The sequence below is a fragment of the Streptomonospora nanhaiensis genome, from assembly GCF_013410565.1.
Lineage (GTDB): Bacteria > Actinomycetota > Actinomycetes > Streptosporangiales > Streptosporangiaceae > Streptomonospora > Streptomonospora nanhaiensis.
Genome location: NZ_JACCFO010000001.1, coordinates 4,975,019 through 4,999,690, shown reverse-complemented (window position 1 = coordinate 4,999,690; position 24,672 = coordinate 4,975,019). Strand labels below are relative to the sequence as shown.

At 76.1% G+C, this 24,672-nt stretch carries 21 protein-coding genes; 9 read left to right on the top strand and 12 right to left on the bottom strand.

Annotated features, from left to right (window positions below):
- Position 1 precedes the first annotated feature (1 nt).
- A complete protein-coding gene (locus tag HNR12_RS22190) occupies positions 2–1,648 on the bottom strand; it encodes a class I adenylate-forming enzyme family protein (RefSeq protein WP_179769383.1) in 1,647 nt (548 codons plus the stop codon).
- Positions 1,645–3,504 carry a CoA transferase gene (locus HNR12_RS22185; protein WP_179769382.1) on the bottom strand — a complete coding sequence of 620 codons (1,860 nt, stop codon included), beginning with the start codon at positions 3,502–3,504 and terminating at the stop codon, positions 1,645–1,647. Before HNR12_RS22185 ends, HNR12_RS22190 begins: the two co-directional genes overlap by 4 nt.
- A gap of 570 nt (positions 3,505–4,074) precedes the next feature.
- Here HNR12_RS22185 and HNR12_RS22180 point away from each other — a divergent pair.
- Positions 4,075–5,304, top strand: coding sequence for an acyl-CoA dehydrogenase family protein (locus HNR12_RS22180; protein ID WP_179769381.1), 1,230 nt, complete (start codon positions 4,075–4,077; stop codon positions 5,302–5,304).
- Between the two features lie 37 nt (positions 5,305–5,341).
- On the opposite strand, the gene HNR12_RS22175 is transcribed toward HNR12_RS22180, so the two are convergent.
- Positions 5,342–6,580 carry an MFS transporter gene (locus tag HNR12_RS22175; RefSeq protein WP_218902013.1) on the bottom strand — a complete coding sequence of 413 codons (1,239 nt, stop codon included), beginning with the start codon at positions 6,578–6,580 and terminating at the stop codon, positions 5,342–5,344.
- Positions 6,581–7,011: 431 nt separating this feature from the next.
- On the opposite strand from HNR12_RS22175, the gene HNR12_RS22170 reads away from it, so the two are divergent.
- From HNR12_RS22170 to HNR12_RS22135, 8 genes are all read left to right on the top strand, one after another.
- Positions 7,012–8,250 carry a hypothetical protein gene (locus HNR12_RS22170; RefSeq protein WP_179769380.1) on the top strand — a complete coding sequence of 413 codons (1,239 nt, stop codon included), beginning with the start codon at positions 7,012–7,014 and terminating at the stop codon, positions 8,248–8,250.
- A gap of 5 nt (positions 8,251–8,255) precedes the next feature.
- Positions 8,256–8,552, top strand: a complete 297-nt coding sequence (locus HNR12_RS22165; protein ID WP_179769379.1) for a hypothetical protein — start codon at positions 8,256–8,258, stop codon at positions 8,550–8,552.
- Positions 8,553–8,615: 63 nt separating this feature from the next.
- Positions 8,616–8,969, top strand: a complete 354-nt coding sequence (locus tag HNR12_RS22160; protein WP_179769378.1) for a hypothetical protein — start codon at positions 8,616–8,618, stop codon at positions 8,967–8,969.
- Positions 8,970–9,335: 366 nt separating this feature from the next.
- Complete coding sequence (locus HNR12_RS22155; protein WP_179769377.1) at positions 9,336–10,928, top strand: MFS transporter; 1,593 nt, start codon at positions 9,336–9,338, stop codon at positions 10,926–10,928.
- A 111-nt stretch (positions 10,929–11,039) separates the two neighbouring features.
- A complete protein-coding gene (locus tag HNR12_RS22150; RefSeq protein ID WP_179769376.1) occupies positions 11,040–11,417 on the top strand; it encodes a VOC family protein in 378 nt (125 codons plus the stop codon).
- Between the two features lie 28 nt (positions 11,418–11,445).
- Complete coding sequence (locus HNR12_RS22145; RefSeq protein ID WP_179769375.1) at positions 11,446–11,838, top strand: VOC family protein; 393 nt, start codon at positions 11,446–11,448, stop codon at positions 11,836–11,838.
- Positions 11,839–12,007: 169 nt separating this feature from the next.
- A complete protein-coding gene (locus HNR12_RS22140) occupies positions 12,008–12,223 on the top strand; it encodes a hypothetical protein (protein ID WP_179769374.1) in 216 nt (71 codons plus the stop codon).
- Positions 12,224–12,447: 224 nt separating this feature from the next.
- Positions 12,448–12,927, top strand: a complete 480-nt coding sequence (locus HNR12_RS22135; protein ID WP_179769373.1) for a nucleoside deaminase — start codon at positions 12,448–12,450, stop codon at positions 12,925–12,927.
- 55 nt (positions 12,928–12,982) lie between these two features.
- Here HNR12_RS22135 and HNR12_RS22130 read toward each other — a convergent pair whose 3' ends face one another.
- From HNR12_RS22130 to infB, 9 genes are all read right to left on the bottom strand, one after another.
- The gene (locus tag HNR12_RS22130; RefSeq protein ID WP_308118704.1) at positions 12,983–13,600 is read right to left on the bottom strand and encodes a TetR/AcrR family transcriptional regulator; all 618 of its coding nucleotides are present in this window, start codon (positions 13,598–13,600) and stop codon (positions 12,983–12,985) included.
- A 192-nt stretch (positions 13,601–13,792) separates the two neighbouring features.
- On the bottom strand, positions 13,793–15,127 hold the full coding sequence (locus HNR12_RS22125) for a M16 family metallopeptidase (protein ID WP_179769372.1): 1,335 nt from the start codon (positions 15,125–15,127) through the stop codon (positions 13,793–13,795).
- A 131-nt stretch (positions 15,128–15,258) separates the two neighbouring features.
- Complete coding sequence (locus HNR12_RS22120; protein ID WP_179769371.1) at positions 15,259–17,568, bottom strand: polyribonucleotide nucleotidyltransferase; 2,310 nt, start codon at positions 17,566–17,568, stop codon at positions 15,259–15,261.
- Between the two features lie 390 nt (positions 17,569–17,958).
- Positions 17,959–18,228: a 30S ribosomal protein S15 gene (gene rpsO, locus HNR12_RS22115; RefSeq protein WP_179769370.1), complete on the bottom strand. Its 270-nt coding sequence runs from the start codon at positions 18,226–18,228 to the stop codon at positions 17,959–17,961.
- 319 nt (positions 18,229–18,547) lie between these two features.
- Positions 18,548–19,504: a riboflavin kinase gene (ribF, locus tag HNR12_RS22110; RefSeq protein ID WP_179770819.1), complete on the bottom strand. Its 957-nt coding sequence runs from the start codon at positions 19,502–19,504 to the stop codon at positions 18,548–18,550.
- A 211-nt stretch (positions 19,505–19,715) separates the two neighbouring features.
- On the bottom strand, positions 19,716–20,603 hold the full coding sequence (truB, locus tag HNR12_RS22105; RefSeq protein WP_179769369.1) for a tRNA pseudouridine(55) synthase TruB: 888 nt from the start codon (positions 20,601–20,603) through the stop codon (positions 19,716–19,718).
- A 93-nt stretch (positions 20,604–20,696) separates the two neighbouring features.
- Positions 20,697–21,152 carry a 30S ribosome-binding factor RbfA gene (gene rbfA, locus HNR12_RS22100; RefSeq protein WP_179769368.1) on the bottom strand — a complete coding sequence of 152 codons (456 nt, stop codon included), beginning with the start codon at positions 21,150–21,152 and terminating at the stop codon, positions 20,697–20,699.
- A 1-nt stretch (position 21,153) separates the two neighbouring features.
- Positions 21,154–21,450: a DUF503 domain-containing protein gene (locus HNR12_RS22095; RefSeq protein ID WP_179769367.1), complete on the bottom strand. Its 297-nt coding sequence runs from the start codon at positions 21,448–21,450 to the stop codon at positions 21,154–21,156.
- A 151-nt stretch (positions 21,451–21,601) separates the two neighbouring features.
- Positions 21,602–24,568 carry a translation initiation factor IF-2 gene (gene infB, locus HNR12_RS22090; protein ID WP_179769366.1) on the bottom strand — a complete coding sequence of 989 codons (2,967 nt, stop codon included), beginning with the start codon at positions 24,566–24,568 and terminating at the stop codon, positions 21,602–21,604.
- Between the last annotated feature and the right edge of the window lie 104 nt (positions 24,569–24,672).

Genomic DNA, 24,672 nt, shown 5'->3' with positions numbered 1-24,672 from the left:
CCTAGCCGCCCACCACCTCCACCGCGCGCTCGCGCAGCCGCTGCTTGTCGACCTTGCCGGCCGGGGTCAGCGGGAACCCCCCGGCCGGCGCGGGCAGCACGTACTCGGGGAACTTGTAGGGCTCCACGCCCTTGCCGCGCAGGAACTCCTCCAGTTCGGCGCGGTCGGGCACCCGCCCGTGGCGCGGCACGATGTGGGCGGCCAGGCGCTCGCCCATCAGCGGGTCGGGCACGCCCACGCAGCAGGTGTCGCGCACGTCGGGGTGCTCGCGCAGCAGCTGCTCCACCTCGGCCGGGCTGATGTTGGCGCCGCCGCGGATCACCACGTCCTTGAGCCGCCCGACCACGCGCAGCCCGCCGTCCTCGTCCAGGGTCCCCAGGTCGCCGGTGCGCACCCAGCCGCCGGCCGCGCGGTAGCGGGCGTTCAGCTCCGGCGCGCCGACGTAGCACATCGGCGTCATCGGGCCCAGCGAGACGATCTCGCCGATGGCGCCGGCCGGGACGTCGCGCAGCTCCTCGTCGACAACGCGGATGTCGGCCACCCGCGGGTTGGGCCGGCCGGCCGCGATGCCGGGGCGGCCGCTGATGTCGGGCGGGTCGTCCAGGCCGGTGTGGCAGTTGACGCCGTCGGCCGACCCGTAGAGGTTGACCACCGGGCAGCCGAAGCGGGCGCGCGCCTCGGCGGCGGTGAGCGGGTCCAGCGGGGCGCCGCCCAGCACCACCGCCGAGACCCCGCCGGGGTCGGCGGTGCGCGCGCTGGGGCTGTCCAGCATCATCCGGATCATGGTGGGCACCGCGAACACGTGGCTGGGCCGGTGCTCGGCGACGGCCCGCACCGCCGCGTCGGCGTCGAACGCCCCGCACAGCACCAGCGTGCCGCCGTGGCGGGCCAGGGTGACGCTGGTGCCGCTGCTGCCGAAGGCCGAGCCCAGCGGCACCAGGAACATGGCCCGCAGGTCCTGGCCCGGGCGCCGCAGCGCCTCGACGAAGTTGCCCCGCCCTCCGGCGAGCGCGTTGTGGGAGTAGGCGATCATCTTGGGTTGGGCCTCCGACCCCGAGGACACCAGGATCCGCGCGCAGGAGTCGGGGTCGGGGCGGGCGGGGGCGAACCCGGGCGGGGCCGGGGGCAGCCCGTCGGCGGGCACGCACCCCTCGGGCGCCGGGCCGGGGCCGACCGCGACGACGTGGCGCAGGGTGGGCGCCGTGCCGCGCAGCGCCGCGAGTTCGGCCGCGGGCGAGCGGTCCCTGTGGCGGGCCGGGGCGATCGCGGCGACGGCGCCGGAGCCCCGCACCAGGGCCTCGGTCTCGCGGACGCGGCGGCCCACGGGGAAGGGCAGGGCGACGGCGCCGAGGGCGGCGACGGCGAGTTCGGCGGCGACGGCGTCGCGGCCGTTGGGCAACTGGACGCACACCACCTCGCCCGGGCGCACCCCCAGGGCGGCCAGGCCCCCGGCGGTCGCCAGGGCACGGGCGCGCAGGCCCGCGTAGTCGAGGGTTCCGCCGTCGTCGATGACGGCGGGGCGGTCGGGGTGGGCGTCGGCGTGGGCGGAGAACAATGCGAACAGGTCGTCGCAGGGGTAGTCCCCGCGGCGCGCCCACTCGGCGCGGAGTCGGGCGGGGACGAGGTCGGTGACGGCGGCTGCGGTCATACCTGGCTCCAGACGTTGGGCACGGCGATGGCGCCGTGGGAGTCGCGCGGGAGGCGGGCCGCGTATCGGGGGTCGGTCGGCAGCGCGGCGATGTCGCCGAGTGCGGCGGTGGCGCTGAGGCCCTTGTCGCGCAGCATGCGCAGGGCGTCGCCGGTGGGGGCGTCGGCGACGGCGGCGGTGAGCAGGGCGGCGTCGTCGGCGTCGCCGTCGGCGGGGGCGACCCAGCCGTCGGCGGTGCGCAGCGGCGCCCGGAAGCCCTCGGCGAAGCGGCGCGGGTCCACGACCGCCGGCGGGCCGGACAGCAGGTCGTGCAGCAGGGTGTCGGCGGCGCCGAGCAGGGAGCTTTCGGCGGCCACGGCGCCGCCGCGGCGGTCGGCCGCCAGCAGCGCGGCGACGACGGTCTGGGCGCCGAGCGCGCCGCCGAGGATGTCGAGCAGGGTCATCAGGGAAGGCGCGGTGGATGCGCCGACGGGGCTGAGGGCGTCGGCCAGGCCCGAACGCGCCTGGACCATGAAGTCGGTGCCGGGCGGGGCGTCGGGGACGGCGTCGGCCCACCCGGAGGTGTGCACGTAGACCAGCCGGGGGTTGGCCGCGGCGAGGTCGGCGGCGGCAAGGCCGAGGCTCTCGGCCCTGCCGGGGGCCCAGTTGTGGCAGAACACGTCCGCGCGGGAGACGAGTTCGCGCAGGTCGGCGCGGCCCTGCGGGGTCTTGATGTCGATCTCCACGGCGTCCTTGCCGCGGTTGAGGGCCAGCCAGCGCGCCGAGACCCCGCCGGTGACGGGCGGCATGGCGCGCAGCGGGTCGCCGCCGGGGGGCTCGACGCGGACGACGCGGGCGCCGAGCAGGCCGAGCAGGTGGGCGCACAGCGGGGCCTGGATGCGGCGGCCGGCCTCCACCACGGTGACACCGGCCAGCGGCGCGGGTGCCGAGGAGGCCGGGGCCCCGGCCCGTCCGGCGGCCGGGGCGGGTGCCGGACCGGTGGCGCCGAGGGCGCGCAGCGTCCACAGCGGTGCGGGAGCGGCGCCGATCTCCGCACGGCGCCGTTCCAGGGTCACCAGTTCGCAGATGCCCGCGCCCGAGGCGTCGGCCGCCGCGCGCAGCCGCTCCCAGGGCAGGGCGCGGGCCGCCGCGCGCAGGTCGGCGGGCAGGGCCGAGCAGGCGGTGGCGTAGCGGAACTGGAAGGGCGCCCAGCCGGCGCGGACGGCGGGCTCGGGAGCGCCCACCGCCCGCCAGAACCGCGCCCAGACCTCGGCGCTCAGCGCCTCGATCTCGAAGGCGGTGCCGTCGGCGCTGGTGAAGGTGGCGCCGCCGGGGTCGAGCGGGACGGCCTCGGCCTCGGGCGCGCCGGCGGCGGCCAGGTACTGCGAGACCGCGAGCAGACCGGCCCGCTCCACCGTCGCGGCCAGGCGCAGCGGGGTGCCCGCGCGGCGGTGGGCGTGCACTCCGGCCAGCAGGCCGGCCACAGCGAGGACCTCGGCGAGGGCGGTGGTGTAGTCGAGGGTGAGGGGGCGCGGACCGGCGCCCGTGCGGCGGCCGTTGACCGCCATCACGCCGGTGGCCGCCTGGGCGGTGGCCTCGTCGGTGATCCCGGTGGCCTCCGGGTCCTCCGACCAGGACAGTTCGATCTCGGCGGCGTCGCCGAGGCGCAGCCGGGCGGGGCCGGTGCGGGGGTGCGGGGGGCGGGTGGGGGATGCGGGGGATGCGCCGGCGGTGCCGGTGGCGGCGGGTGCGTCGTGGCCGGTGACGTCCGCTCCGAGGGCGGCGAGGTGGCGGACGGCGAGCCGGGTCAGCGCCCCGGGGCCGTCGACACCGGCCGCGAGCCCGGTGAGTGGTCGGTCAGACGGGATGGAATTCATATCGCATCCTTCTGGTCACGCATCAGAAGCGGGAGCCGGAGCGCGGGAACTTCTTTCGTGGCGTCTCCGACTTCTCGTCACAGAAGCAGTCGAAGCGGACGCGATCCCAGTTCCCTCGGAAGGGCGAAAAGGGGGCGGACATGACCGGGACCACACTGCGATTCCATGATCACGAGGCCTGGCCGCCACGCCCGTGGCCTGCAATGACGCAACCACCGGCACGTTCTCCGCAGTTCAGCGCCCATGGCGGGGAGACCGCATCCGGCCACCCAGGGCAACCATTCGGTCACCAAGGGCGGTGGATCCGGACTCCGCGGGAAGGGGCGCGCCGCCACCGTTCGCCACCACCGACGGACAGCCCCGACCGCCACGCGCCGGCCCCCTACCGCCGGGACGCCACCACGCCGTTCATCCAGCGGCACCCAGGCCCGGCTCGCCGCGCAGACGGACTCTGCGCCCACCGACGCGGCTTGTCCCCGCGTCTTCGCCACCTTCCGCCGATCACGCCCGGCCGCCCGTTCCGGCGACCACGCCCCCGCAGTCCCGTCCGTGCCAGCGAAAGGCCGTGTCATGAGCACCAGTGAGCAGGCGGCGACCGGCGTGCGCCCCGCGCCCGGCTCCCCCGGCGACGACTCCCCCGGGCTCGCCGCACGGGTCCGGGCGTTCGTCGCCGAGCACGTCGAACCCGCCGAGGACGCCCTCGACGCCCCCGGCGCCGACCGCAGGCCCCTCCTCGCCGCGCTGAACGAACGCGCCAGGAACGCCGGGCTGTGGGCCCTTCCCCTGCCGCGCGGCCTGGGCGGGGGCGGCCTCTCGCTCACCGAGTACGCGCCCGTCGCCGTCGAGGAGGGGCGCAGCGACCACGGCCCGGCGGCACTCGGGTCGGCCGGCCTGCTCGACGTCCGCATGCTCGACCGCCACGGCAGCCCGCAACTGCGGCACCGCTACCTCGCCGACCTCGCCGCCGGCCGGGTGCGGGCCTGCTACGCCATGACCGAACCGGGTGTGCGCGGTACGCGGCCCGCCGAGATCGGCACGCGGGCCGTGGCCGACAGCGGCGGCTGGGTGCTCGACGGCCGCAAGTGGTTCATCACCGGCGCCGCCGAGGCCGACCTCGTCACCGTCCTGGCCCGCGTCGTCGGCCCCGCCGGCGCCGACGGCGGGCTGACGATGTTCTGCCTGCCCGCCGACCTCCCCGGCGTGCGCGTGGAGCGCGAACTGCCGATGCTGGGCGCGGGCGGCCAGTACGAGATCGCCCTCGACGGCGTCCGCGCCGGCGCCGAACACGTCCTCGGCACCCCCGGCGAGGGCCTGGCCATCGCCTCGGAGCGGGTCGCCCTCGGCCGGACGCTGCGCTGCCTGCGCTGGACCGGGCAGGCCGAGCGCGCCTATGGGCTGCTGCTGGCCCGGGCCGCCGACACCGGGCGCGGCGGCCCGCCGCTGGGCGACCACCAGCTCGTGCGCCGCCTGGTCTTCGAGGCCCACCTGGCCATCGCGGGCACCCGCCCCCTGGTCGACGCGGCCGTGCGCGAGGTCGCCGCCGGCGGCGACGCCCGCCAGGCCGTCGCGCTGGCCAAGGTCGCCGCCGCCCGCATGCTCTCGACCGTCACCGACGCCGCCGTCCAGGTCTACGGCGCCGAGGGGCTCGGGCCCGACACCCCGCTGCCCCGGCTGCTGCGGGTGGCGCGCCAGGCCCGCATCCTCGACGGGCCCGACGAGTCCCACATCGCGTCCTTCGCCGGGCGCCTCCTGCGGCAGTACGCCGCGACCGGGAGCGCGCCGCCCGCCGCCGTGCGCTAGCCCGCGCGGCGATCCGGCCGGGCGGCGGGCCGCCCGGTCAGGCGGTGGCGGCCGGGCGGTCGGCGGCGCGCCAGGCCAGGGCGACGGCCGCCGCCAGCACGAACTGCGCCGCCACCGCCGACCATCCGGCGCCGAAGCCCCACGCCTCGGTGACGGCGCCGAAGACGGGCGGCCCCACGGCGAACCCCGCGAAGAACCCCGCCGACACCAGGGCGGAGTCGCGGCCCGCCGCGCCCGGCGCCGCGCGGCGCATCACGATCAGCATCGACACGGCGTTGGCGGCGACGGCGAAGGCGCCGATGGCGACCGCCCCCGCCCACGCCGACGCCCCCGCGCCGGGCACCAGCGGCGCCACCCCGATCAGCACCGGACCCAGCACGGCGCCCGCCGCCAGCACCACGGGCAGCCGGTCGGCGCGGGCTCCGTCGCCGCCGGCCAGCCGCGCCCACAGCACCCGGCCCGCGATACCGCAGACCCCCAGCACGGCCACGAGGACCGCCGCGCCGAACTCCAGGTAGCCCAGTTCGTCGGCGGCGAAGAGCGGCAGGTAGGTGTTGATCGAGGCCAGGCCGCCGCCCAGCGGCAGCGAGAACGCCGCCAGCCAGACGACCGACGCCGGCACCCGCCCCGCAGCCGGGCGCCCGCCCGCCGGGCGGGGCGGCGCGGCGGGCACCGCGCGCCAGGCCCACACGGCGGCCGCGGCCGCCGCGACGGCCGCGCAGGCCACGGCGGACCGCCATCCCGCGACGGCCGCGAGCGCCGCGACCGGCAGCCCGGCGGCGAACGCGCCCATCTGCACCCCCGACTGCTTCCACCCCGTGACCGAGCCCCGGCGCTTCGGCGGCACCACGGCGAGGATCACGGTGTTGGTGGCCGGGTTGGCCAGCGCCTGCGGCAGGCCGCCCAGGGCGATCGCCAGGAGCAGCACGGCGTAGTGCCGCGCGGCGCCGATCGAGGCGAGGGCCAGCGCGGTGAGCACCAGCAGCGCCACCAGGCAGCGCCGCGCGCCGAACCGGTCGACCACCCGGCCGGCCAGGGGCGAGAGCAGCGCGGCCGTGGCGAAGCCGACCGTGGTCGTGAAGCCGAGCATGGTGGTGCTCATGCGGAGTTCGGCGACGAGGGCGGGGCCGAGGGCGCCGACGATGAAGAGCTGGGCCATCGAGAACGCCATGACCGAGGTGAGCAGGACGGTGATCCCGGCGGGGGCGCCCCGCTCCGGACCGCCGTCGGCGCGCGGCGGCGGAGTGGCCGGGGTGGCCGGGGTGCTGTCGGACATGGCGGCGGCTCCGGAGGCGTGTGGGGACGGCGCGGACGCGGGCGGGGCGGGCGGCGGACTCGGCGGGGCGGGCCCGCCACCGCCCATAAGAGCAGTCGTCGCCGGGAGGCGGGAAGTTCCGGGCGCGGTCGGCGGATGAGAGACGCCGCACACCGGCGCCCCCGCCGAGAGGACCGGGCGAGGGGGAACCGGGGCGGGCGCGCCCCGCCGGGCCGGGCGGCGGTTCGCCCCGGCTTCGGGCCCCGCCGCCCACCGCCGCCCCGCGACGGCCTCCAGGGCAGGGAAATACCAGGTCAAAAGGGTTTCTCCAGGGACGGCACGGGCAGCCGCCGCCGTACACGCACACCGTGGCGCCGCAGGCAGCCGCGTCGGCCCGCCGCACCGGCCGGGACCGCACCGCGCCCGCTTTGCGCGCCGCCAGGGAGGCAGGCATGACTGGAGGCGGCATGGAGGGCCCGCGCCGGGACCGCGCCGGTTCCCCGACCGACCGCGAAACCCCGGAGCGGCGGGTGCGGGCGCGGCGGGTGACCGGTGAGGCGCCGCGCAACGGGCGCGCCGCGCGGGCCGCACCGGCCAAGCGCGCGGCCACCGACCAGGAGCCGGACGTCCTGCTGGACGTGCCCGACCTGGCGGTGGACGAGATCGACCTGGACGTCGAGAACCTGCGGGCGCGCGTGTCGCTCCAGGCGGAGGTGGGCGACCTGCTGCGGCTCAACGTGGGCGCCGACGTCGACCTGGGCGCGGTTTCCTTGACCCTGCGCGGGGTCGAGGCGCAGGCCCGGCTCAAGGTGCGGCTGGACAACGTCGCGGCGATCATCGAGCGGGTGCTGCGCACCATCGACGAGAACCCGCAGCTCATCACGGAGGGCCTGGCCGGGCCGCTGAAGTCGGCGGTCGACGAGGTCGGGGGCGTCGCCGGGCAGGCCACCGGCGTCCTCGGCAGGGGCGCGGAGGCGGCGGCCGGCGGGCTGGGCGCCCTGGCGGGCGGCGGCGCGGCCCCGGCGGCGCCGGTGGCGGACGCGGTGGGCCGGAGGGCCCGTGCGGGCGACCGCGCCGCCGGGCCGGCCGGCGACGCGGTCGCCGGGGGCGCGGCCGGGCGGTCCGCCGCCGGCGCCCAGGGCGGCGGCACCGCGCCGGCGGCCCCCGGCCCCGCGCCCGCCGCGCCGGCCTCCGCCGAGAGCGCCGCCGACGCCGTCTGGGGCTACCCCTCCGACGAACCCCCGCCCGGGGAAGCCGACCTGGACACCGGGGAGCCGGCCGAGGACACCCCATCAGGCCCCGAGGACGGCCCCGGCGGCGTGGGCGCCGGCGAGCCCGCGCCCGGGGCGGGTGCCCCGGGCACCGCCGACCCCGGCCTCGACTACGACACCGCTCCCGAACCCGCCCACCGCGCCGACCGGCCCCCCGCTGACGGGGGCACCGGCAGCCCGGCCCCCCGCCGGGAGCGCGGGCCGGCGGTGCCCGGCGCGCCCCGGCTGCGGCGCGCCGACCAGACCGGAGGCCGGGAGCGCACCCCGGCCGAGGAGACGAGCGGGCCGGAGCCCGCGCCCACCGCCTCGCAGCGCGTGCTGCGCGGCATCCGGGGCGTGCGGGCGGGGGCCCGGCAGGTGGGCCGCGACGCCGGCTCCGTGGTGAGCCGCGCCGTCCAGGCCGCGCGCGAGGCGAGGTGAGCACGGTGGCCAGACCCGACCGCCCGCGCCGCGCGGACGTGGAGATCGAGGCCGGGGCGACGGCCGAGGAGGTCACCTTCCACGGCCGGCCGTCGGTGGTGCCGGGCTTCACCGGCGACCCGGACCCCGAGTCCGCCCACGGCGGCGACCGCCGCAACCTGCCCGAACGCGTCGAGCCGGGCACGACCTACCACGACGTCCGCGTGGACTACCGCATCGCGGGCCGGGTCGCCGAGGACGGCGGCACCGAGGACCCCGGAGCCGACCGCGGCGGCCCCGCCGAGCGCGGACCGGCCGACTGAACCCCGCGCGGGCGCCGCCCGCGCGGGCCTTCGCGGACGCGCCCACGACACGAGGAGGCGCCTATGGTGCAGAGCAACCGACCCGTTTCGGTGCTGGCCGGATGCGGGATCATCGTGCTGCTCCTGCTCCTCTTCGGCTCGTGCACCGCCCTCTTCGGCGGACTGGGCGGCGGCCCCGAGGCGCCCGATCCCCCGAGGCCGCCGGTCACCGCGACCGCGACGGTCACGGTGTCCGCCACGCCCCGGCCCGAAGACAACCGCGACGGGGGCGGCGGGGAGCGCGGCGGCGCCCGGGACGGCACCGCCGAGTTCCAGGGCACCGTGCCGCCCGCCGCCCCCGAGCCCACCGCCTACCCGGAGCCGGAGCCCACGTCCACCTCCACCGCCGAACCCGACGAGGCCGACGGGACCGACTGAGCGCGCGCACCGGCGGCCCGGCGGCCGGGCGGCCTTATCGGTCCGAGCCGCGGCGGAGCCCTGCCGCCGCGGAGGAGGCGGCACGTTCGCGCGCGCCCCCGGTGCGGGCCGGTGCGGGGGCCGCTCACCCTCGCCCGGCTCCCGGAAGCGGGGCAGGGGGCGCGCGGACCGCGCCCCCACCGCTCGGGGCCGCGCACCGGGCCCCGCGCGGGCTCCGGGCCCCGGCCGCGGTCTCCTCCCACTCCTGGTGAGACGCACGTCACGTCGCCGCGCGCGCGGAGGGGCGATGAGTTCTCCGCCGCCGCCGGGTCCATCCCGGTAGACCGCCGAACACATGTTCGGCAACGCCTTCCGGAAAGGACTGCCATGGACACCGGCGTGACCGCCGCCCCCGCGGCACCGGTGCGGGCGGGACGGCGCGAATGGCTGGGGCTGGCAGTGCTCGCGCTGCCGACCCTGCTGCTGTCACTCGACATGAGCGTGCTGCACCTCGCCCTGCCCCACCTGACGGCCGACCTCCGCCCCAGCGGCAGCGAACTGCTGTGGATCATGGACGTCTACGGCTTCATGATCGCGGGCTTCCTCGTCACGATGGGCACCCTCGGCGACCGCGTCGGCCGCCGGCGCCTCCTCATGATCGGCGGCGCGGCGTTCGGCCTCGCCTCCGCGGCGGCCGCCTACGCCGCCACCCCCGCCCTCCTCATCGCCGCGCGCACCGTGCTCGGCGTCGCGGGCGCCACGCTGATGCCCTCCACCCTCGCCCTCATCAGCAACATGTTCCGCGACCCCCGCCAGCGCGGCGTGGCCATCGCGGTGTGGGCGAGCTGCTTCATGGGCGGCACCTCCATCGGCCCCGTGGTGGGCGGGGTGCTCCTGGAGTGGTTCTGGTGGGGATCGGTGTTCCTGCTCGGCGTGCCCGTCATGGTGCTGCTGCTGGTCACCGCGCCGCTGCTGCTGCCGGAGCACCGCGACCCCGCCGCCGGCCGGCTCGACCCGGTCAGCGTGGCCCTGTCGCTCGCCGCCATCCTGCCCGTCGTCTACGGCATCAAGGAGTCCGCCGCCCACGGCCTCTCCCCGGTCCCGGCCGCCGCCGTCGCCGCGGGCGCGGTGGTGGGCGCGGTGTTCGTCCGGCGCCAACTCCGCCTCGCCGACCCCCTGCTCGACCTCCGGCTGTTCACCCGGCGGACGTTCTCGGTGGGCCTCGCCGTCTCGGCGATGGGCGCCGTTGCCATGGGCGGCACGTTCCTGCTGCTCTCCCAGTACCTCCAGCTCGTGGCGGGCCTCTCCGCGCTGGAGGCGGGCCTGCGCCTGGTGGCGCCGTCCCTGGTGATGATCGCCGGAACGATGCTGGCCCCCGGCCTGGCCCGCCGGGTGGGCACCGCCAACGTCATCGGCGGCGGGATGATCGTCACCGCGTTCGGGTTCCTGCTGCTCACCCAGGTGGACGCCGACAGCGGAACGCTCCTCGTGGTGGCCGGCTTGGCGGTCGCCTCGCTCGGCCTGGGACCGGGCGCCGCGCTCGTGGCCGACGTGGTGGTGGGGTCCGCTCCGCCCGCCAAGGCCGGGTCCGCCGCCTCGATCTCCGAGACCGCCGGCGAGTTCGGCGTCGCCTTGGGCGTGGCGCTGCTGGGCAGCCTGAGCACCGCCGTCTACCGCGCCCGGATCACGGTGCCCGACGACGCCCCGGCCGGGACCGCCGGCGCGGTCGGCGACAGCCTGGCGGCGGCGGTCGCCGCGGCGGCCGACCTGCCCGCCGCAACCGCCGGGCGCCTGCTGGCCCCCGCCCGCGAGGCGTTCGTCCTGGGCCTCACCACCACGGCCGTCGCGGGCGCCGTCCTGATGGCGGTGTTCGGCGTGCTGGCGATCGTCCTGCTGCGCCCCGCCGCCTCCGGCGCGGCCGCCGCGCCCGGTCCCGGCGCCGACGCCGCCGACCCGCGCCCCGAGCCCGCCGCCCCCTGAAACCGCGCGGCCACCCGCCGCCCCGCCGACCGATGAGTTTCGGCCCGGGCGGGAGTCGGCACCCATGACGGCACAACCGCACCCCACCGCACCATGTGAGAAGGAGGCACCATGACCCACGCCGCCATCGACAGCATGCTGCTGTCCAGCACCGACCCCGAGCGCCTGCACGCCTGGTACGCCCAAGGCCTCGCGCCCGAGGAGGACACCAAGGTGGAGTCCTACCGCGTCCTCAAGTTCGGCCCGGTCTACCTGATGATCGACAGCCGCGACGACGTCGGCGCCGCCAACCCCGAGCCGGGCCGGCTGATCCTCAACTTCCACGTCGAGGACGCCCGCGCGGCCGTCGAGCGCCTCGACCGGCTCCACACCACGTGGCTGGCGCCGCTGGAGGACCGCGACGGCAGCCTGTTCGCCACCGCCGTCGACCCCGACGGCAACTACGTGCAGCTCATCCAGATGAGCGAGGAGCACCGCGCCGCCATGTAGCACCCGCCCGACCACGAAGGGAGCCGGCATGCTCGCCGACAGCACGGCCTACAGCGGGTTCGCGGTGGACGACACCGCCGCGGCCGCAGCGTTCTACCGCGACACCCTCGGACTGACCGTGGAACCGGTCCCGGGCATGGAGGAGCACGGCCTGCTCGCCCTGCGCCTGCCCGGCGGCGCGCAGGTCCTGGTCTATCCCAAGCCCGACTTCACGCCCGCCGCCTACACCGTCCTGAACTTCGCGGTCGAGGACATCGACGAGGCCGTCGACGGCCTCGCGGCGCGCGGCGTGGCGTTCCTGCGCTCTCCCGGCTTCGACCAGGACGGCAAGGGAATCGCCCGGGCGCGCGGCGGCGGGCCCTCGATCGCCTGGTTCACCGACCCCGCCGGGAACATCCTCTCCGTGCTCCAGGAGCCGTAGCGCACGGGGTCCCCGACGGCCGCCGGACGGACGGCCGCGCGCGGCCGTGGCGGCCCGCCGGCCCCCGCCCCGCCACCGGGGCGGGGGCAGCGCCGTTCCACCCCTCCGCGACCGCCCGCCCCGCGCCCGGGACGGTTGCGCGCCCGCCCGAGCGGGTACACACGCGCACATGCTGACGTCGGTCACCTGGCGCGCGGTCCGCTCCGCGGCGCGCGGACTCCTCGCGGGCGCGGCGTGGCTGTGCCCCCTCGTCCTGCCGCTGGAGGCGGCCCCCGCGGCGGGGCCCGCCGGCCCGCGCGCGAGCGGCGCCCGGATCCACCTCGACCCCGCCCGCGTCGACGAGCGCTGGGCCGAGCTGATGCGCCGGGAGCTCCCCACCTGGTAGCCGCCCCGGGGCCCTCGGCGCGGCAGAGCAGGGACCGGTGCCGCTCTCGCAAGGCCCAGGAGGGAGTCAGGGTGGTTCCCTGCCGACCGACGAGAAGCGGCGAGAGCGAGCATCCCTCCCCGGGGCGCCGCGCAGCGGGGCGAGCGTCCGTAGAACACTCCCTAGGATGCGGGTCGGCGGCCCCGCCGCCGTCCCGTCCGCACACACCCCGCCAGGAGGCCGCCGTGGTGTCCGATTCCGAACTGACCTACCTGCACCGCTGCGTGGAACTGGCCACCGAGGCGCTGGAGGACGGCGACGAGCCGTTCGGATCCGTCCTGGTCGGCCCCGACGGCACCGTGCTCGGCGAGGACCGCAACCGCGTGGCCGGGGGCGACCACACCCGCCACCCCGAGTTCGAACTGGCCCGCTGGTCGGCCGCGCACCTCGCCCCCGCCGAGCGTGCCGCCTCCACCGTCTACACCTCCGGCGAGCACTGCCCCATGTGCGCCGCCGCCCACGCCTGGGTGGGCCTGGGCCGCATCGTCTACATCAGCTCCTCGGCGCAGCTCACCGCGTGGCTGACCGAGTGGGGGGTGCCCGCCCCGCCGGTGCGCCCGCTTCCGGTCAACGAGGTCGCCCCCGGAGTGGTGGTCGAGGGCCCGGTGCCCGGCCTGGACGCCCAGGTCCGCGAACTCCAGCGCCGGTTCCACGGCCGCGCCTGATCCCGGCGCCGAGCGCGCGGGGCGCGGCCGCCGGCGCGGCCCGCGCCCCGCGTGCTCAGCCCCGGGCGCGCAGGCCGTCGCGGACCACGGCCACCATGCGCCGGCCGGCCTCGGCGTCCTCGCCGTCGGCGCCGTCCTCGCGGCCGGCCCTGCGCGACAGGCACCCCACCAGCAGGGACCGCACCTCGGTGATGCCGACGTCGCCGCGCACCGCGCCGGCCTGCTGTGCGCGGGTGAGCAGCCGGCCCAGCGCGCCCATCACGCCGCGGCCCTGGGCCGACAGGGCGCTCTTGTCGATTCCGCTGCCCACCAGGGCGTCGGTCAGCCCCCGGTCGAGCGCGCCCTCCTCGACCAGGAACGCGAAGAACGCGAAGAACGCGGCCCCGGGGTCGTCGGCCTCGGCCAGTTCGTCGGCGCGCGCCGCGTAGCGCTCCAGCCGGTCGGCCAGCACGGCCGCGAACAGCGCCTCCTTGGTCGGGAAGTGCCGGCTGACCGTCCCGGTGCCCACACCCGCACGCCGGGCGATCTCGTGCACGGGCACCGACAGCCCCTCGGCGGCGAACACCGCGTTGGCGACCTCCAGCACGCGCGCCCGGTTGCGCCGGGCGTCGGCCCGCAGCGGCCGCTCGGCGCCCGGCCGGGCCGGTCCCAGCCGGCTCTGGTCGTCCCCCACGCCCGATCCCGCCCTTCCGCGCCCACAGCCCCGTCCAAACCGGTCACCCGACACATACGGCGCACAGGGGCCGCTTCGGGCACCGGTCTCCCGATCGTATCCCGGACGGTCCGTGTTCGTGATCTTGCTCCGGGGTGAGCGGGGGCGCGGAGGGGCGCGTGCGGCCGGGCGGCCCGGCCGCACGCCCGGGCCTCAGAAGGAGCGGCCCTCGTCGTAGGGGCCGATCACCGCCAGGGCCTCGGGGCGGCCCAGCACCTCGGCGGCGACCTCGGCGACGTCGTCGGCGGTGACCGCGTCGAACAGCGCGAGGTCGTCGTCCAGCGAGAAGTGCCGCGGGTAGCCCAGCTCGTGCACGGTCAGCCGGCCCATGCGGGAGTTGCTGCCCTCGGTGCCCAGCACCCACGAGCCCTTGATCTGGCCCTTGGCGCGCTCCAGCTCCTCGGGGCTGATCCCCGACGCGGCGGCCTTGGCCAGCTCCTCGCGGCACACCGACAGCACCTCGTCGATCTTGTCGGGCAGGCAGCCCGCGTAGACCTGGAAGACGCCGGTGTCGGCGTAGGAGTTGTGGAACGCCTGCACGGAGTAGGCCAGGCCGCGCTTCTCGCGGACCTCCTGGAACAGCCGGGAGGACATCCCGCCGCCCAGCGCCGAGCCCAGCACCCGCAGCGCGTACCAGCGCGGATCGGTGCGCGGCAGGCCCTCGCGGCCCAGGATCAGGTGCGCCTGCTCGGTGTCGCGGGACACCAGGCGGGAGCCGGCGTGCACGGCCACGGGGCCGCCGCCGATGCGCGGGCGCGCCGGGCGGGCGTCGCCCGCCGCCGCCGACTGCTCGGCGAAGACCGCCCGGACCTGCTCCACCACGGTGTCGTGGTCGAGGTTGCCGGCCGCCGCCACGATCAGCTCGCCCGGCACGTAGGCGTCGCGGTACTGCTCGAAGATCCGGTCGCGGCTAAGCTTGGCGATGGTCTCGTTGGTGCCCAGGATGGGCCGGCCCAGCGCGGTGTCGCCGTAGACGTGCGCGGCGAAGACGTCGTCGATGAGGTCGCCGGGCTCGTCCTCGTTCATGGCGATCTCCTCAAGGATCACGCCGCGCTCGGTCTCGACCTCACCGGGGTCCAGGACGGAGTTGGCCACCATGTCGCCGACCACGTCGATGGCCAGCGGCAGGTCGCGGTCCAGCACCTTGGCGTAGTAGCAGGTGTGCTCCTTGGTGGTGTAGGCGTTGTGGTCGGCGCCCACACTGTCCAGCAGCGCGGAGATCTCCATGGCGTCGCGCCGCCGGGTGCCCTTGAACAGCAGGTGCTCCAAAAAGTGCGCGGCACCGGCGTGCTCGCCGTCCTCGTCGCGGGAACCGGTGGTGGCCGAGATCCCGAACGCCGCCGAGCGCACCCCCGGCATGGCCTCGGTGACCACACGCAGGCCCCCGGGCAGGACCGTGCGCCGCACCAGCCCGGAACCGTCACCGGGTTCCAGCAGGGTGATGGTGCTGCCGGGCTCCTGCTCGGCGGCGATGGGCACAGAACTCATACGGGCCTTCCTCGGTTGCGCGCCACGGTCGGGCGCCGCCGCCCGCGGCCCGGCGGCGGGCGGCGCGGGGAAACGACGCGGGGCGGTCGCACCCTGCCGGGTGCGACCGCCCCACCGATCATAGGCGCGGATCAGGTGTTCTCGCTGCGGCTGCGGGTGCGCCGCCGGCGGCGCTGCTCGCCGCCGCCCTCGGCCGGGGCGTCCTCGGCGGGCTCGGCCGCCGGAGCGGAGTCGCCGGCCGCGGGCTCGGCGCCGTTGGACGCCGCGGCCTCGGCCTCGACCACCTCGACCGGCACCAGCGACAGCTTGCCGCGGTCGTCGATCTCGCGGATCTCGACCTGGATCTTCTCGCCGATGCTGATGACGTCGTCCAGGTTCTCGATCCGCTTGCCGCCGTGCAGCTTGCGGATCTGCGAGATGTGCAGCAGGCCGTCCTTGCCCGGCAGCAGGGAGACGAACGCCCCGAAGGCGGTGGTCTTGACGACCGTGCCCAGGTAGCGGTCGCCGACCTCCGGCATGGTCGGGTTGGCGATGCTGTTGATGGTGTCGCGCGCGGCCTCGGCGGAGGGGCCGTCGGTGGCACCGATGTAGATGGTGCCGTCGTCCTCGATCGTGATGTCGGCGCCGGTCTCGTCCTGGATCGAGTTGATCATCTTGCCCTTGGGGCCGATGACCTCGCCGATCTTGTCGACCGGGACCTTGACGGTGAGGATGCGCGGCGCGTGCGGGCTCATCTCGGCCGGGCGCTCGATGGCCTCCTGCATGACGTCCAGGATGGCCAGGCGGGCGCCGCGCGCCTGCTGCAGCGCCTGCGCCAGCTGCGAGGCGGGGATGCCGTCGAGCTTGGTGTCGAGCTGCAGCGCGGTGATCAGCTCGCGGGTGCCGGCCACCTTGAAGTCCATGTCGCCGAAGGCGTCCTCGGCGCCGAGGATGTCGGTGAGGGTGACGTACTCGTCGCCCTCGCTGACCATGCCCATGGCGATGCCCGAGACCATGTCCTTCAGCGGCACGCCGGCCTGCATCAGCGACATCGTCGAGGCGCAGACCGACCCCATCGAGGTGGAGCCGTTGGAGCCGATGGCCTCGGAGACCTGGCGGATGGCGTAGGGAAACTCCTCGCGCGAGGGCAGCACCGGCAGCAGCGCCCGCTCGGCGAGCGCGCCGTGGCCGATCTCGCGGCGCTTGGGCGAGCCCACGCGCCCGGTCTCGCCGGTGGAGTACGGCGGGAAGTTGTAGTTGTGCATGTAGCGCTTGGTCCGCTCGGGGTTGAGCGTGTCGACCATCTGCTCCATGCGCAGCATGTTCAGCGTGGTGACACCCAGGATCTGGGTCTCGCCGCGCTCGAACAGGGCCGAGCCGTGCACCCGCGGCAGCACGCCGACCTCGGCGCTGAGCTGGCGGATGTCCTTGGGGCCGCGGCCGTCGATGCGGACCTTGTCGCGCAGCACGCGCTCGCGCATGAGCTTCTTGCTCAGCGCGCGGAACGCCGCGCTGATCTCCTTCTCGCGGCCCTCGAAGTCCTCGCCGAGCTTCTCGGCGGCCAGGGTCTTGACCCGGTCCAGCTCGGACTCGCGCTCCTGCTTGTCGGCGATGGTCAGCGCCTCGGCGAGCTGGTCGCGCACGGCGGACTCGACGGCGGCGTAGGCGTCGTCCTCGTAGTCCACGAAGATCGGGAACTCGGCGACCTCCTTGGCCGCCTGCTCGGCCAGGGCGCTCTGCGCCCGGCACAGCACCTTGATGAACGGCTTGGCCGCCTCAAGGCCCTCGGCCACCGACTGCTCGTTGGGGCCGACCGCGCCCTCCGACACCAGCTTGAGGGTGTTCACGGTGGACTCGGCCTCGACCATCATGATCGCGACGTCGCCGTCCTCCAGCACCCGGCCGGCCACGACCATGTCGAACGTGGCGCTCTGCAGCTCGGTGTGGGTGGGGAACGCGACCCACTGGCCCTCGATCAGCGCGACGCGCACGCCGCCGATGGGGCCGGAGAAGGGCAGCCCCGCGAGCTGGGTGGACATCGAGGCGGCGTTGATGGCCACGACGTCGTAGAGGTGCTCGGGGTGCAGCGCCATGATCGTCTCGACGATCTGGATCTCGTTGCGCAAGCCGCTCTTGAAGGACGGGCGCAACGGGCGGTCGATCAGCCGGCAGGTGAGGATGGCGTCCTCGGACGGGCGCCCCTCGCGGCGGAAGAACGAGCCGGGGATGCGGCCCGCCGCGTACATGCGCTCCTCGACGTCCACCGTCAGGGGGAAGAAGTCGAGGTTCTCCTTGGGCCGCTTTGAGGCCGTGGTCGCCGACAGGACCATGGTCTCGCCGTCGAGGTAGGCGACGGCCGAGCCGGCGGCCTGCTTGGCGAGGCGGCCGGTCTCGAAGCGGATGGTACGGGTGCCGAAGGCGCCGTTGTCGATCACGGCCTCGGCGGAATACGCGCCCTCCATGGGCGTCCTCCTACTAACACGGAAACAGGTGTGTCGGTGTGCCCCGCGTCCGTGCCCCGGAGGGTTCGTCGAGTCGCGGCGGCCGGCGGTGCTCGAAGGGCGAGCGCCGCGGGCCGCTTACGGCCGGCCATCGATCGAAGCCCGCGGCGCGCCCGTGTGGGGCGGGCCGGAGGCCACTACCGAGGACCGGCCTCGACGCGGCAGCCGCGGTGGGTGCGCGGGAGCGCTTGTTGCCAGTTGTGCGTTATGCGGTTGTGGGTGGCCGCCACCGGTGGCACGGCAGGGGCACGGCCGACACTGCGGACGATACCCGCTGGCCACGACGGCGGCGGTCACCACCACACTACTAAGAAAGGGAGTGGCCGTGGCCACTCCCCCGGGTCGGTGTGCCTAGCGGCGCAGGCCGAGCCGCCGGATCAGGTCGCGGTAGCGCTCGATGTCCTGCTTCTGGATGTACTTCAGCAGGCGGCGGCGGCGGCCGACCATCAGCAGCAGCCCGCGGCGGCTGTGGTGGTCGTGCTTGTGGGTCTTGAGGTGCTCGGTCAGCTCGGTGATGCGGTGCGTGAGCAGCGCGACCTGGACCTCGGGGGAGCCGGTGTCACCCTCCTGGGTGGCGTACTCGGCGATGATCTTCTGCTTGGTGGCGGTGTCGATCGACACGGCGCTCCTTCTCGGTATCGGTACGCAGACATCAACATGCCCGCACTCTTCGGGGCGGTGTGCGCCCCGCGGGTGGGGTCCGGTGACCACGCGTACGAACAGTCACCGTTCAGCGGACCAGAGGAAACCCCCGCGTGTACTCAGCGGGTACCGCGCCCCGGTCGCCTTCGCCCGGCCGGGGTCCGGCGGGCAGCACTGCGCGGCTCGTAAACAGGCTCCTGGCAGTCTACCGGACGTTCGCACCCGCCGTCCCCCCTACCGGCGGACGGCGGGGGTTGGGCCCCCGCGTCGGGCGCCCAGCGGCCCGCCGCGCCGGCGGTCAGCCCTCGCCCGCCAGCTCCCGCGCGCGGTCCACGTCGCGGCCCATGGCCTCGATCAGCTCGTCCACACTGGCGAACCTGCGCTGGCCGCGGATGCGGTGGGTGAACTCCATGGCCATGCGCCGGCCGTAGAGGTCGAGGTCGTCGCGGTCCAGGGCGTAGCCCTCGACCGTGCGCGCCGCACCCTCGAACGTGGGGTTGGTGCCCACCGAGATCGCCGCCGGCCACGCCGTCTCGGCCGCCCCGGGCGCGGGCTCCGTCAGCAGCATGCGCCCGGCGTAGACGCCGTCGCCGGGCACGGCCGTGCCCGGCGGGCACTCCAGGTTGGCGGTGGGGAACCCCAGCAGCTCGCGCCCGCGCGCCGCACCGTGCACCACCACCCCCTCGACCCGGTGCGGACGCCCCAGGGCCTCCCGCGCGGCGTCGGCGTCGCCCGCCTCCAGCAGGGCGCGCACGCGCTCGGAGGTGACCGGCTCGGCGCCGCCGACCGGGGCCACCACGTCCACGGCGAACCCGTGGCGCTCGCCCAGCCCGCGCAGCTCCTCGGCGCCGATCGCGGCGCCGCGGCCCAGGTCGAGGCCGCCGTCGCCGACCGCGACCGCCGCCGCGCCCAGGCGCTCGACCAGGACGCGCCGCACGAACAGCGCGGGCTCGGGGGCGGCCGCCCCGGCGGAGGCCGGCAGCACGCACACCGCCGCGGCGCCGAGGGCGGCCAGCAGCTCGGCGCGCCGGTCGATCGGGGTGAGCACCGCCGGGGGCGCGGCGTCCGGTCCGGCCCCGCCGAATCCGGGCTCCAGCACCACCGCCACGACCGGCAGGCCCAGCGCGCGGGACCGCTCCACGGCGGCGGCGAGGACGGCCTGGTGACCGCGGTGCACGCCGTCGAACACGCCGGCCGCCACGACCGACCCGCCCCAGTCGCGGGGCACCTCATCCAGCCCGTGCCACGGCCGCACGTCCAACAGCTCCCCTCCGAGCGCGGTGGGTGGAAGAAGGCCCGGCGCGGCGCTGGGCCGCGGGGCCACAGCCACCGTATCGCCCGGCGCCGGGGCGCGGCGCGACGGCGCGGGTGGTGCACGGCACGCCGGGGGGTCGGGGGGAGGCCGAAGGGGGACGACAGGGCCGAACCCGCCGACGGGCGGCGCCCCGCAGGCGGGCGGGGCGGGCTCAGCCGCCCGCGAAGACCACGATCGGCTTGCTGTAGCCGGGCCGGTCCTCGGCGAGCGCGACCACGCTGCCGTCGGGCGCGAACAGCCCCACCGGGCCGGGGCCCAGCTCGCCGGGCGGGATGCGGTTGCCGTGGGCCACGCGCCGCGCCTCCTCGGCGCTGAGCACGCGCACCGGGAAGGCCGCCGCCACGGCCTGGGCCAGCGGCACGGCGGTGAACTCCTCGGCCAACTGCTCCAGGGTGCGGGCCTGGTCCAGGCCGTAGGGCCCCACGCGGGTGCGGCGCAGCGCCGTGAGGTGTCCGCCCACACCGAGCGCGGCACCCAGGTCGCGGGCCAGAGCCCGGATGTAGGTGCCGCTGGAGCAGGTGACGGTGGCGTCGACGTCCACGAACACGCCGCCGTCGTCGGCCGTGCGGCGGATGGCGGTGACGGCGAACTCCGAGACGGTCACCGGCCGCGCCTTCAGCGCGACCTCCTCGCCGGCGCGCGCCGACTTGTAGGCGCGCCGTCCGTCGACCTTGATCGCGCTGACCTGCGGCGGCACCTGCTGGATGGTGCCGGTGAGCGCGGCGGCCCCGGCGCGCACCGCCTCGTCGCCGACACCGGCGGCGTCGGTGCGCACACCGGGCACGCCCTCGGCGTCGTCGGTGTTGGTGGTCAGGCCCAGCCGCATCGTGGCGGTGTACACCTTCTCGGTGAGGGTGAGGTGGCCCAGAAGCTTGGTGCCCTTGTTGATGCCGAGCACCAGCACGCCGGTGGCCATGGGGTCGAGCGTGCCGGCGTGGCCCACCTTGCGGGTGCCGGCCAGCCGCCGGGTCCGGGCGACGACGTCGTGGGAGGTCCAGTCGGCGGGCTTGTCGACGATGACGACACCGCTATCGGTCATGCGGGCTCGGGTTTCCTCGTGTGGTGGGGGGCGGGCCGTACCGCGCGGGGCGCGGCACGGCCCGCGGCGGGCGCGACCGGGGACGACGCGGGGCTACTCCTCGTCGGCGTCCTCGTCGTCCTCGGCGCGCTCGCGCGGGGTCTTGTAGGGGTCGGGCTCGCCCGCCGGGGTGGCGCCGGAGGCCGCCCGCGCCACCTCGGCGTCGGACTGCCGCGCCTTGGCCAGCAGCGACTCGATGTGCTGGGCGTTCTGCTGCACCTCGTCGCTCTGGAAGGTCAGGCTGGGCGTGTGCCGCAGCCCGGTCTGCCGGCCGACCTCGGTGCGGATGATGCCCTTGGCGCTCTCCAGCGCGGCGGCGGTGCCGGCCTTCTCCTCGTCGGTGCCGAAGACCGTGTAGAAGACCGTGGCGTCGCGCAGGTCGTTGGTGAGCCGCGCGTCGGTCACGGTGACGAACCCCAGGCGCGGGTCCTTGACCCGGCGCTCCAGCATCTCGGCCACGATCCGCTGGATGCGGTCGGCGAGTTTGCGCGCACGTGCGGCGTCAACCATCTCAGTCTTCCTCTGCGCTGAAGAGCCGCTGCCTCGCGGAGAGCAGCTCGATCTCGGGGCGGCCCGCGACCAGCCGCTCGCACGCGTCCATGACCTGGGTGCAGTGCGCGGCCGTGGAGGACACGACCGCCACGCCGATCTCGGACCGGCGGTAGAGGTCCTGGTCGCCGGTCTCGGCGACCGAGACGCCGAACCTGCGTTGCAGCTCGGCCACGATGGGCCGCACGGCGGAGCGCTTCTGCTTGAGGGAGCGGACGTCGCCGAGCAGGATGTCCAGGGTCAGAGCCCCGACGAACATGCGCCCACCCCGTGCGCGCCTCGCCGCGGATCGCGATTCAGATGTCATCGTCGGGCCGCATGACGGAGCGGCCGGGCCGGTGGTACCGGTGGAAGGCGGTGGCGTCCCCCGCCCGCAGGGGCCGGGGACGCCACCGGTGTTCTAGCGCGGGTCAGTCACGCGGCTTCTCGCGCATCTCGTAGGTCTCGATCGTGTCGCCGATCCGGACGTCGTTGTAGCCGATGCCGATACCGCACTCGAAGCCCTCGCGGACCTCGGTGGCGTCGTCCTTGAACCGCCGCAGCGACTCCACGGTGAGGTTCTCGCTGATGACGATCCCCTCGCGGATGAGCCGCGCCTTGGAGTTGCGGCGGATCGTGCCGCTGCGCACGATCGAACCGGCGACGTTGCCGATACGCGGGACCTTGAAGACCTCGCGGATCTCGGCCGAACCGAGCTGGACCTCCTCGAAGATGGGCTTGAGGAGCCCCTTCACGGCGGCCTCGACCTCGTCGATCGCCTGGTAGATGACCGAGTAGTAGCGGATGTCGACACCCATGCGGTCGGCGAGTTCGCTGTTCTTGCCCTCGGGGCGCACGTTGAACCCGATGATGATCGCACCGGCCGAGGAGGCCAGGTTGATGTCGTTCTGCGTGATCGCGCCGACGCCGCGCCCGATGACGCGGATGTCGACCTCCTCGCCTCCGGCGTCGATCTTGAGGAGGGACTCCTCAAGGGCCTCGACCGAACCGGACATGTCACCCTTGATGAGCAGCAGCAGCTCGTTGCGCTCGCCTTCGGCCAGCGCGTCTTTCCAGGTCTCGATCGTGACCCGGCGGGTGGAGCGGCTCTGCTGGGCGAAGCGCTCGCGCGCCTCGCGCTGCTGGGCGATCTGGCGGGCCACCCGGTCGTCCTTGACGACCAGGAAGCTGTCGCCGGCGCTGGGGACGTTGGTGAGACCCAGCACCTGGACCGGCCGCGACGGCTCGGCGCTCTGGACGTTCTGGCCGTGCTCGTCGAGCATGGCGCGGACGCGTCCGTAGGCGTCGCCGCAGACGATGGAGTCGCCCACGTTGAGCGTGCCCCGCTGCACCAGCACCGTGGCCATGGAGCCGCGGCCGCGGTCGAGGTAGGCCTCGATCGCGAGCCCCTGGGCGTCCATGTCGGGGTTGGCCCGCAGGTCCAGCGCGGCGTCGGAGGTCAGGACGATGGCCTCGAGCAGCTGGTCGATGCCGTCGCCCCGCCGCGCGGAGATGTCCACGAACTGGACGTCGCCGCCGTACTCCTCGGTCACCACGCCGTACTCGGTGAGCTGGGCGCGCACCCGCTGGGGGTCGGCGCCCTCGACGTCGATCTTGTTGACCGCCACCACGATCGGCACGTTGGCCGCCTTGGCGTGGTCGATGGCCTCGGCCGTCTGCGGCTTCACGCCGTCGTCGGCCGCGACCACCAGGACCGCGATGTCGGTGGCCTGGGCACCGCGCGCACGCATGGCGGTGAACGCCTCGTGACCCGGGGTGTCGATGAAGGTGATCTTGCGTTCTTCGCCGTCGACCTCGGTGGCCACCTGGTAGGCGCCGATGTGCTGCGTGATGCCGCCGGCCTCGCCGCCGGCCACGTTGGACTTGCGGATGGTGTCGAGCAGCCGGGTCTTACCGTGGTCGACGTGGCCCATGACGGTGACCACCGGCGGGCGGGGACGCAGGTCCTCGTCGGTGCCGGTGTCCTCGCCGAACTCGATGGAGAAGGACTGCAGGAGTTCGCGGTCCTCGTCCTCGGGGCTGACGATCTCGACGTTGTACTTCAGCTCCTCGCCGAGGAGCTGGAGGGTCTCGTCGGGCAGCGACTGCGTGGCGGTCACCATCTCGCCCAGGTGCAGCATGACCTGCACCAGGGACGCGGGGTTGACGTCGATCTTGTCGCCGAAGTCCGACAGCGAGGCGCCGCGGGACAGCCGGATGGTCTGGCCGTTGCCGCTGGGCACCTTGACGCCGCCGAAGGACGGCGCCTGCATGTCGTTGAACTCCTGGCGCCGCTGCTTCTTGGACTTGCGCTGACGGCCCGGACGCCCGCCGGGGCGCCCGAACGCGCCGGCCGTGCCGCCGCCGCGACCGCGCCCGCCGCCGCCCGGACGGCCGGCGAACCCGCCGCCGCCACCGGGACGGCCACCGCCGCCGCCGGGACGCGGGCCGGCACCCGCCGGGGCGCCGCCGCCGCGGCCGCCCGCCGGACGCCCGCCGCCGGCACCGCGGCCGCCGCCGGGGCCGCCGCGGCCACCGCCGCCGCCCGGAGCCGGGCGGGAGGAGGGCATGTTCATGGGGCTGGGACGGGGACCGCCGGGACGCGGGCCCATGCCGGCCGGGCTGGGGCGGGGACCGCCCGCACCGGGGCCGCCGCCGGGACGCGGAGCCTGCGGACGCGGGCCGCCGGGACGCGGCGCACCGCCGCGCTCGCCGCCGCCGCCGGGACGGGGGCCGCCGGGACCGCCGCCCTGTCCGGCACCGCCCTGGCCGCCCTGCGGGCCGCCGGGCCGGGGGCCGGGACGCGGCGCGGGCTTGGCGCCCATGCCGGTGGCCGTGGACGCGAACGGGTTGTTGCCCGGGCGCGGGCCCGCGGGGCGCGGACCGGGACGCGGGGCGGAGCGGCCGCCCTCGGCCGCCGGGCGCTCAGGCCGCTCGGCGCGCTCGGGACGCCCGCCCGGCTTGGCACCGGGCTTGTTGTCGGGCTTGGCCGCCGGGCGCGGGCCGGGCCGGGGGCCCGGACGCGGCGCGCCCGCCTTGGCCGGCGTGGAGCCGGCACCCGGCCGGGGACCGGCGGGCTGGCCGCCGCCCTGACCGGAATCGCTTCGGGGGCCGGGCTTGGGGCCCGGCTTGGGGGCCGACGGGCGCGCGGCGGAGCCGTTCGCGGTGTCGGCGGGGCCCGCAGGAGCCTGCGGGCGGGGGCGCGGCTTGCGCTCGCCGCTGCCGCGGGAGTCGCCGGAGCCGTTGTTGAAGGCTTCCTTGAGCCGACGCACGACGGGGGCCTCGATGGTGGAGGACGCCGACCGAACGAATTCACCCATCTCGTTGAGCTTGGCCAGAACAGCCTTGCTCTCCACTCCGAACTCCTTCGCGAGTTCGTATACCCGGACCTTCGCCACTGCTCTCCTCTACTCGGTCCGGGACATGGGCTTGTTCCGGACCGTCGCTAACTTGACGTACTCATCGCTGCGTACTCATCGAGCGCTCATCGCAATCTCGACCC

Excerpts from the sequence above, each read along its gene's own strand:
- HNR12_RS22190 (WP_179769383.1), bottom strand. The coding sequence starts at position 1,648 with ATGACCGCAGCCGCCGTCACCGACCTCGTCCCCGCCCGACTCCGCGCC.
- HNR12_RS22185 (WP_179769382.1), bottom strand. The coding sequence starts at position 3,504 with ATGAATTCCATCCCGTCTGACCGACCACTCACCGGGCTCGCGGCCGGT.
- HNR12_RS22180 (WP_179769381.1), top strand. The coding sequence starts at position 4,075 with ATGAGCACCAGTGAGCAGGCGGCGACCGGCGTGCGCCCCGCGCCCGGC.
- HNR12_RS22175 (WP_218902013.1), bottom strand. The coding sequence starts at position 6,580 with ATGTCCGACAGCACCCCGGCCACCCCGGCCACTCCGCCGCCGCGCGCC.
- HNR12_RS22170 (WP_179769380.1), top strand. The coding sequence starts at position 7,012 with ATGACTGGAGGCGGCATGGAGGGCCCGCGCCGGGACCGCGCCGGTTCC.
- HNR12_RS22160 (WP_179769378.1), top strand. The coding sequence starts at position 8,616 with ATGGTGCAGAGCAACCGACCCGTTTCGGTGCTGGCCGGATGCGGGATC.
- HNR12_RS22155 (WP_179769377.1), top strand. The coding sequence starts at position 9,336 with ATGGACACCGGCGTGACCGCCGCCCCCGCGGCACCGGTGCGGGCGGGA.
- HNR12_RS22150 (WP_179769376.1), top strand. The coding sequence starts at position 11,040 with ATGACCCACGCCGCCATCGACAGCATGCTGCTGTCCAGCACCGACCCC.
- HNR12_RS22145 (WP_179769375.1), top strand. The coding sequence starts at position 11,446 with ATGCTCGCCGACAGCACGGCCTACAGCGGGTTCGCGGTGGACGACACC.
- HNR12_RS22140 (WP_179769374.1), top strand. The coding sequence starts at position 12,008 with ATGCTGACGTCGGTCACCTGGCGCGCGGTCCGCTCCGCGGCGCGCGGA.
- HNR12_RS22125 (WP_179769372.1), bottom strand. The coding sequence starts at position 15,127 with ATGAGTTCTGTGCCCATCGCCGCCGAGCAGGAGCCCGGCAGCACCATC.
- HNR12_RS22120 (WP_179769371.1), bottom strand. The coding sequence starts at position 17,568 with ATGGAGGGCGCGTATTCCGCCGAGGCCGTGATCGACAACGGCGCCTTC.
- truB (WP_179769369.1), bottom strand. The coding sequence starts at position 20,603 with ATGACCGATAGCGGTGTCGTCATCGTCGACAAGCCCGCCGACTGGACC.
- rbfA (WP_179769368.1), bottom strand. The coding sequence starts at position 21,152 with ATGGTTGACGCCGCACGTGCGCGCAAACTCGCCGACCGCATCCAGCGG.
- HNR12_RS22095 (WP_179769367.1), bottom strand. The coding sequence starts at position 21,450 with ATGTTCGTCGGGGCTCTGACCCTGGACATCCTGCTCGGCGACGTCCGC.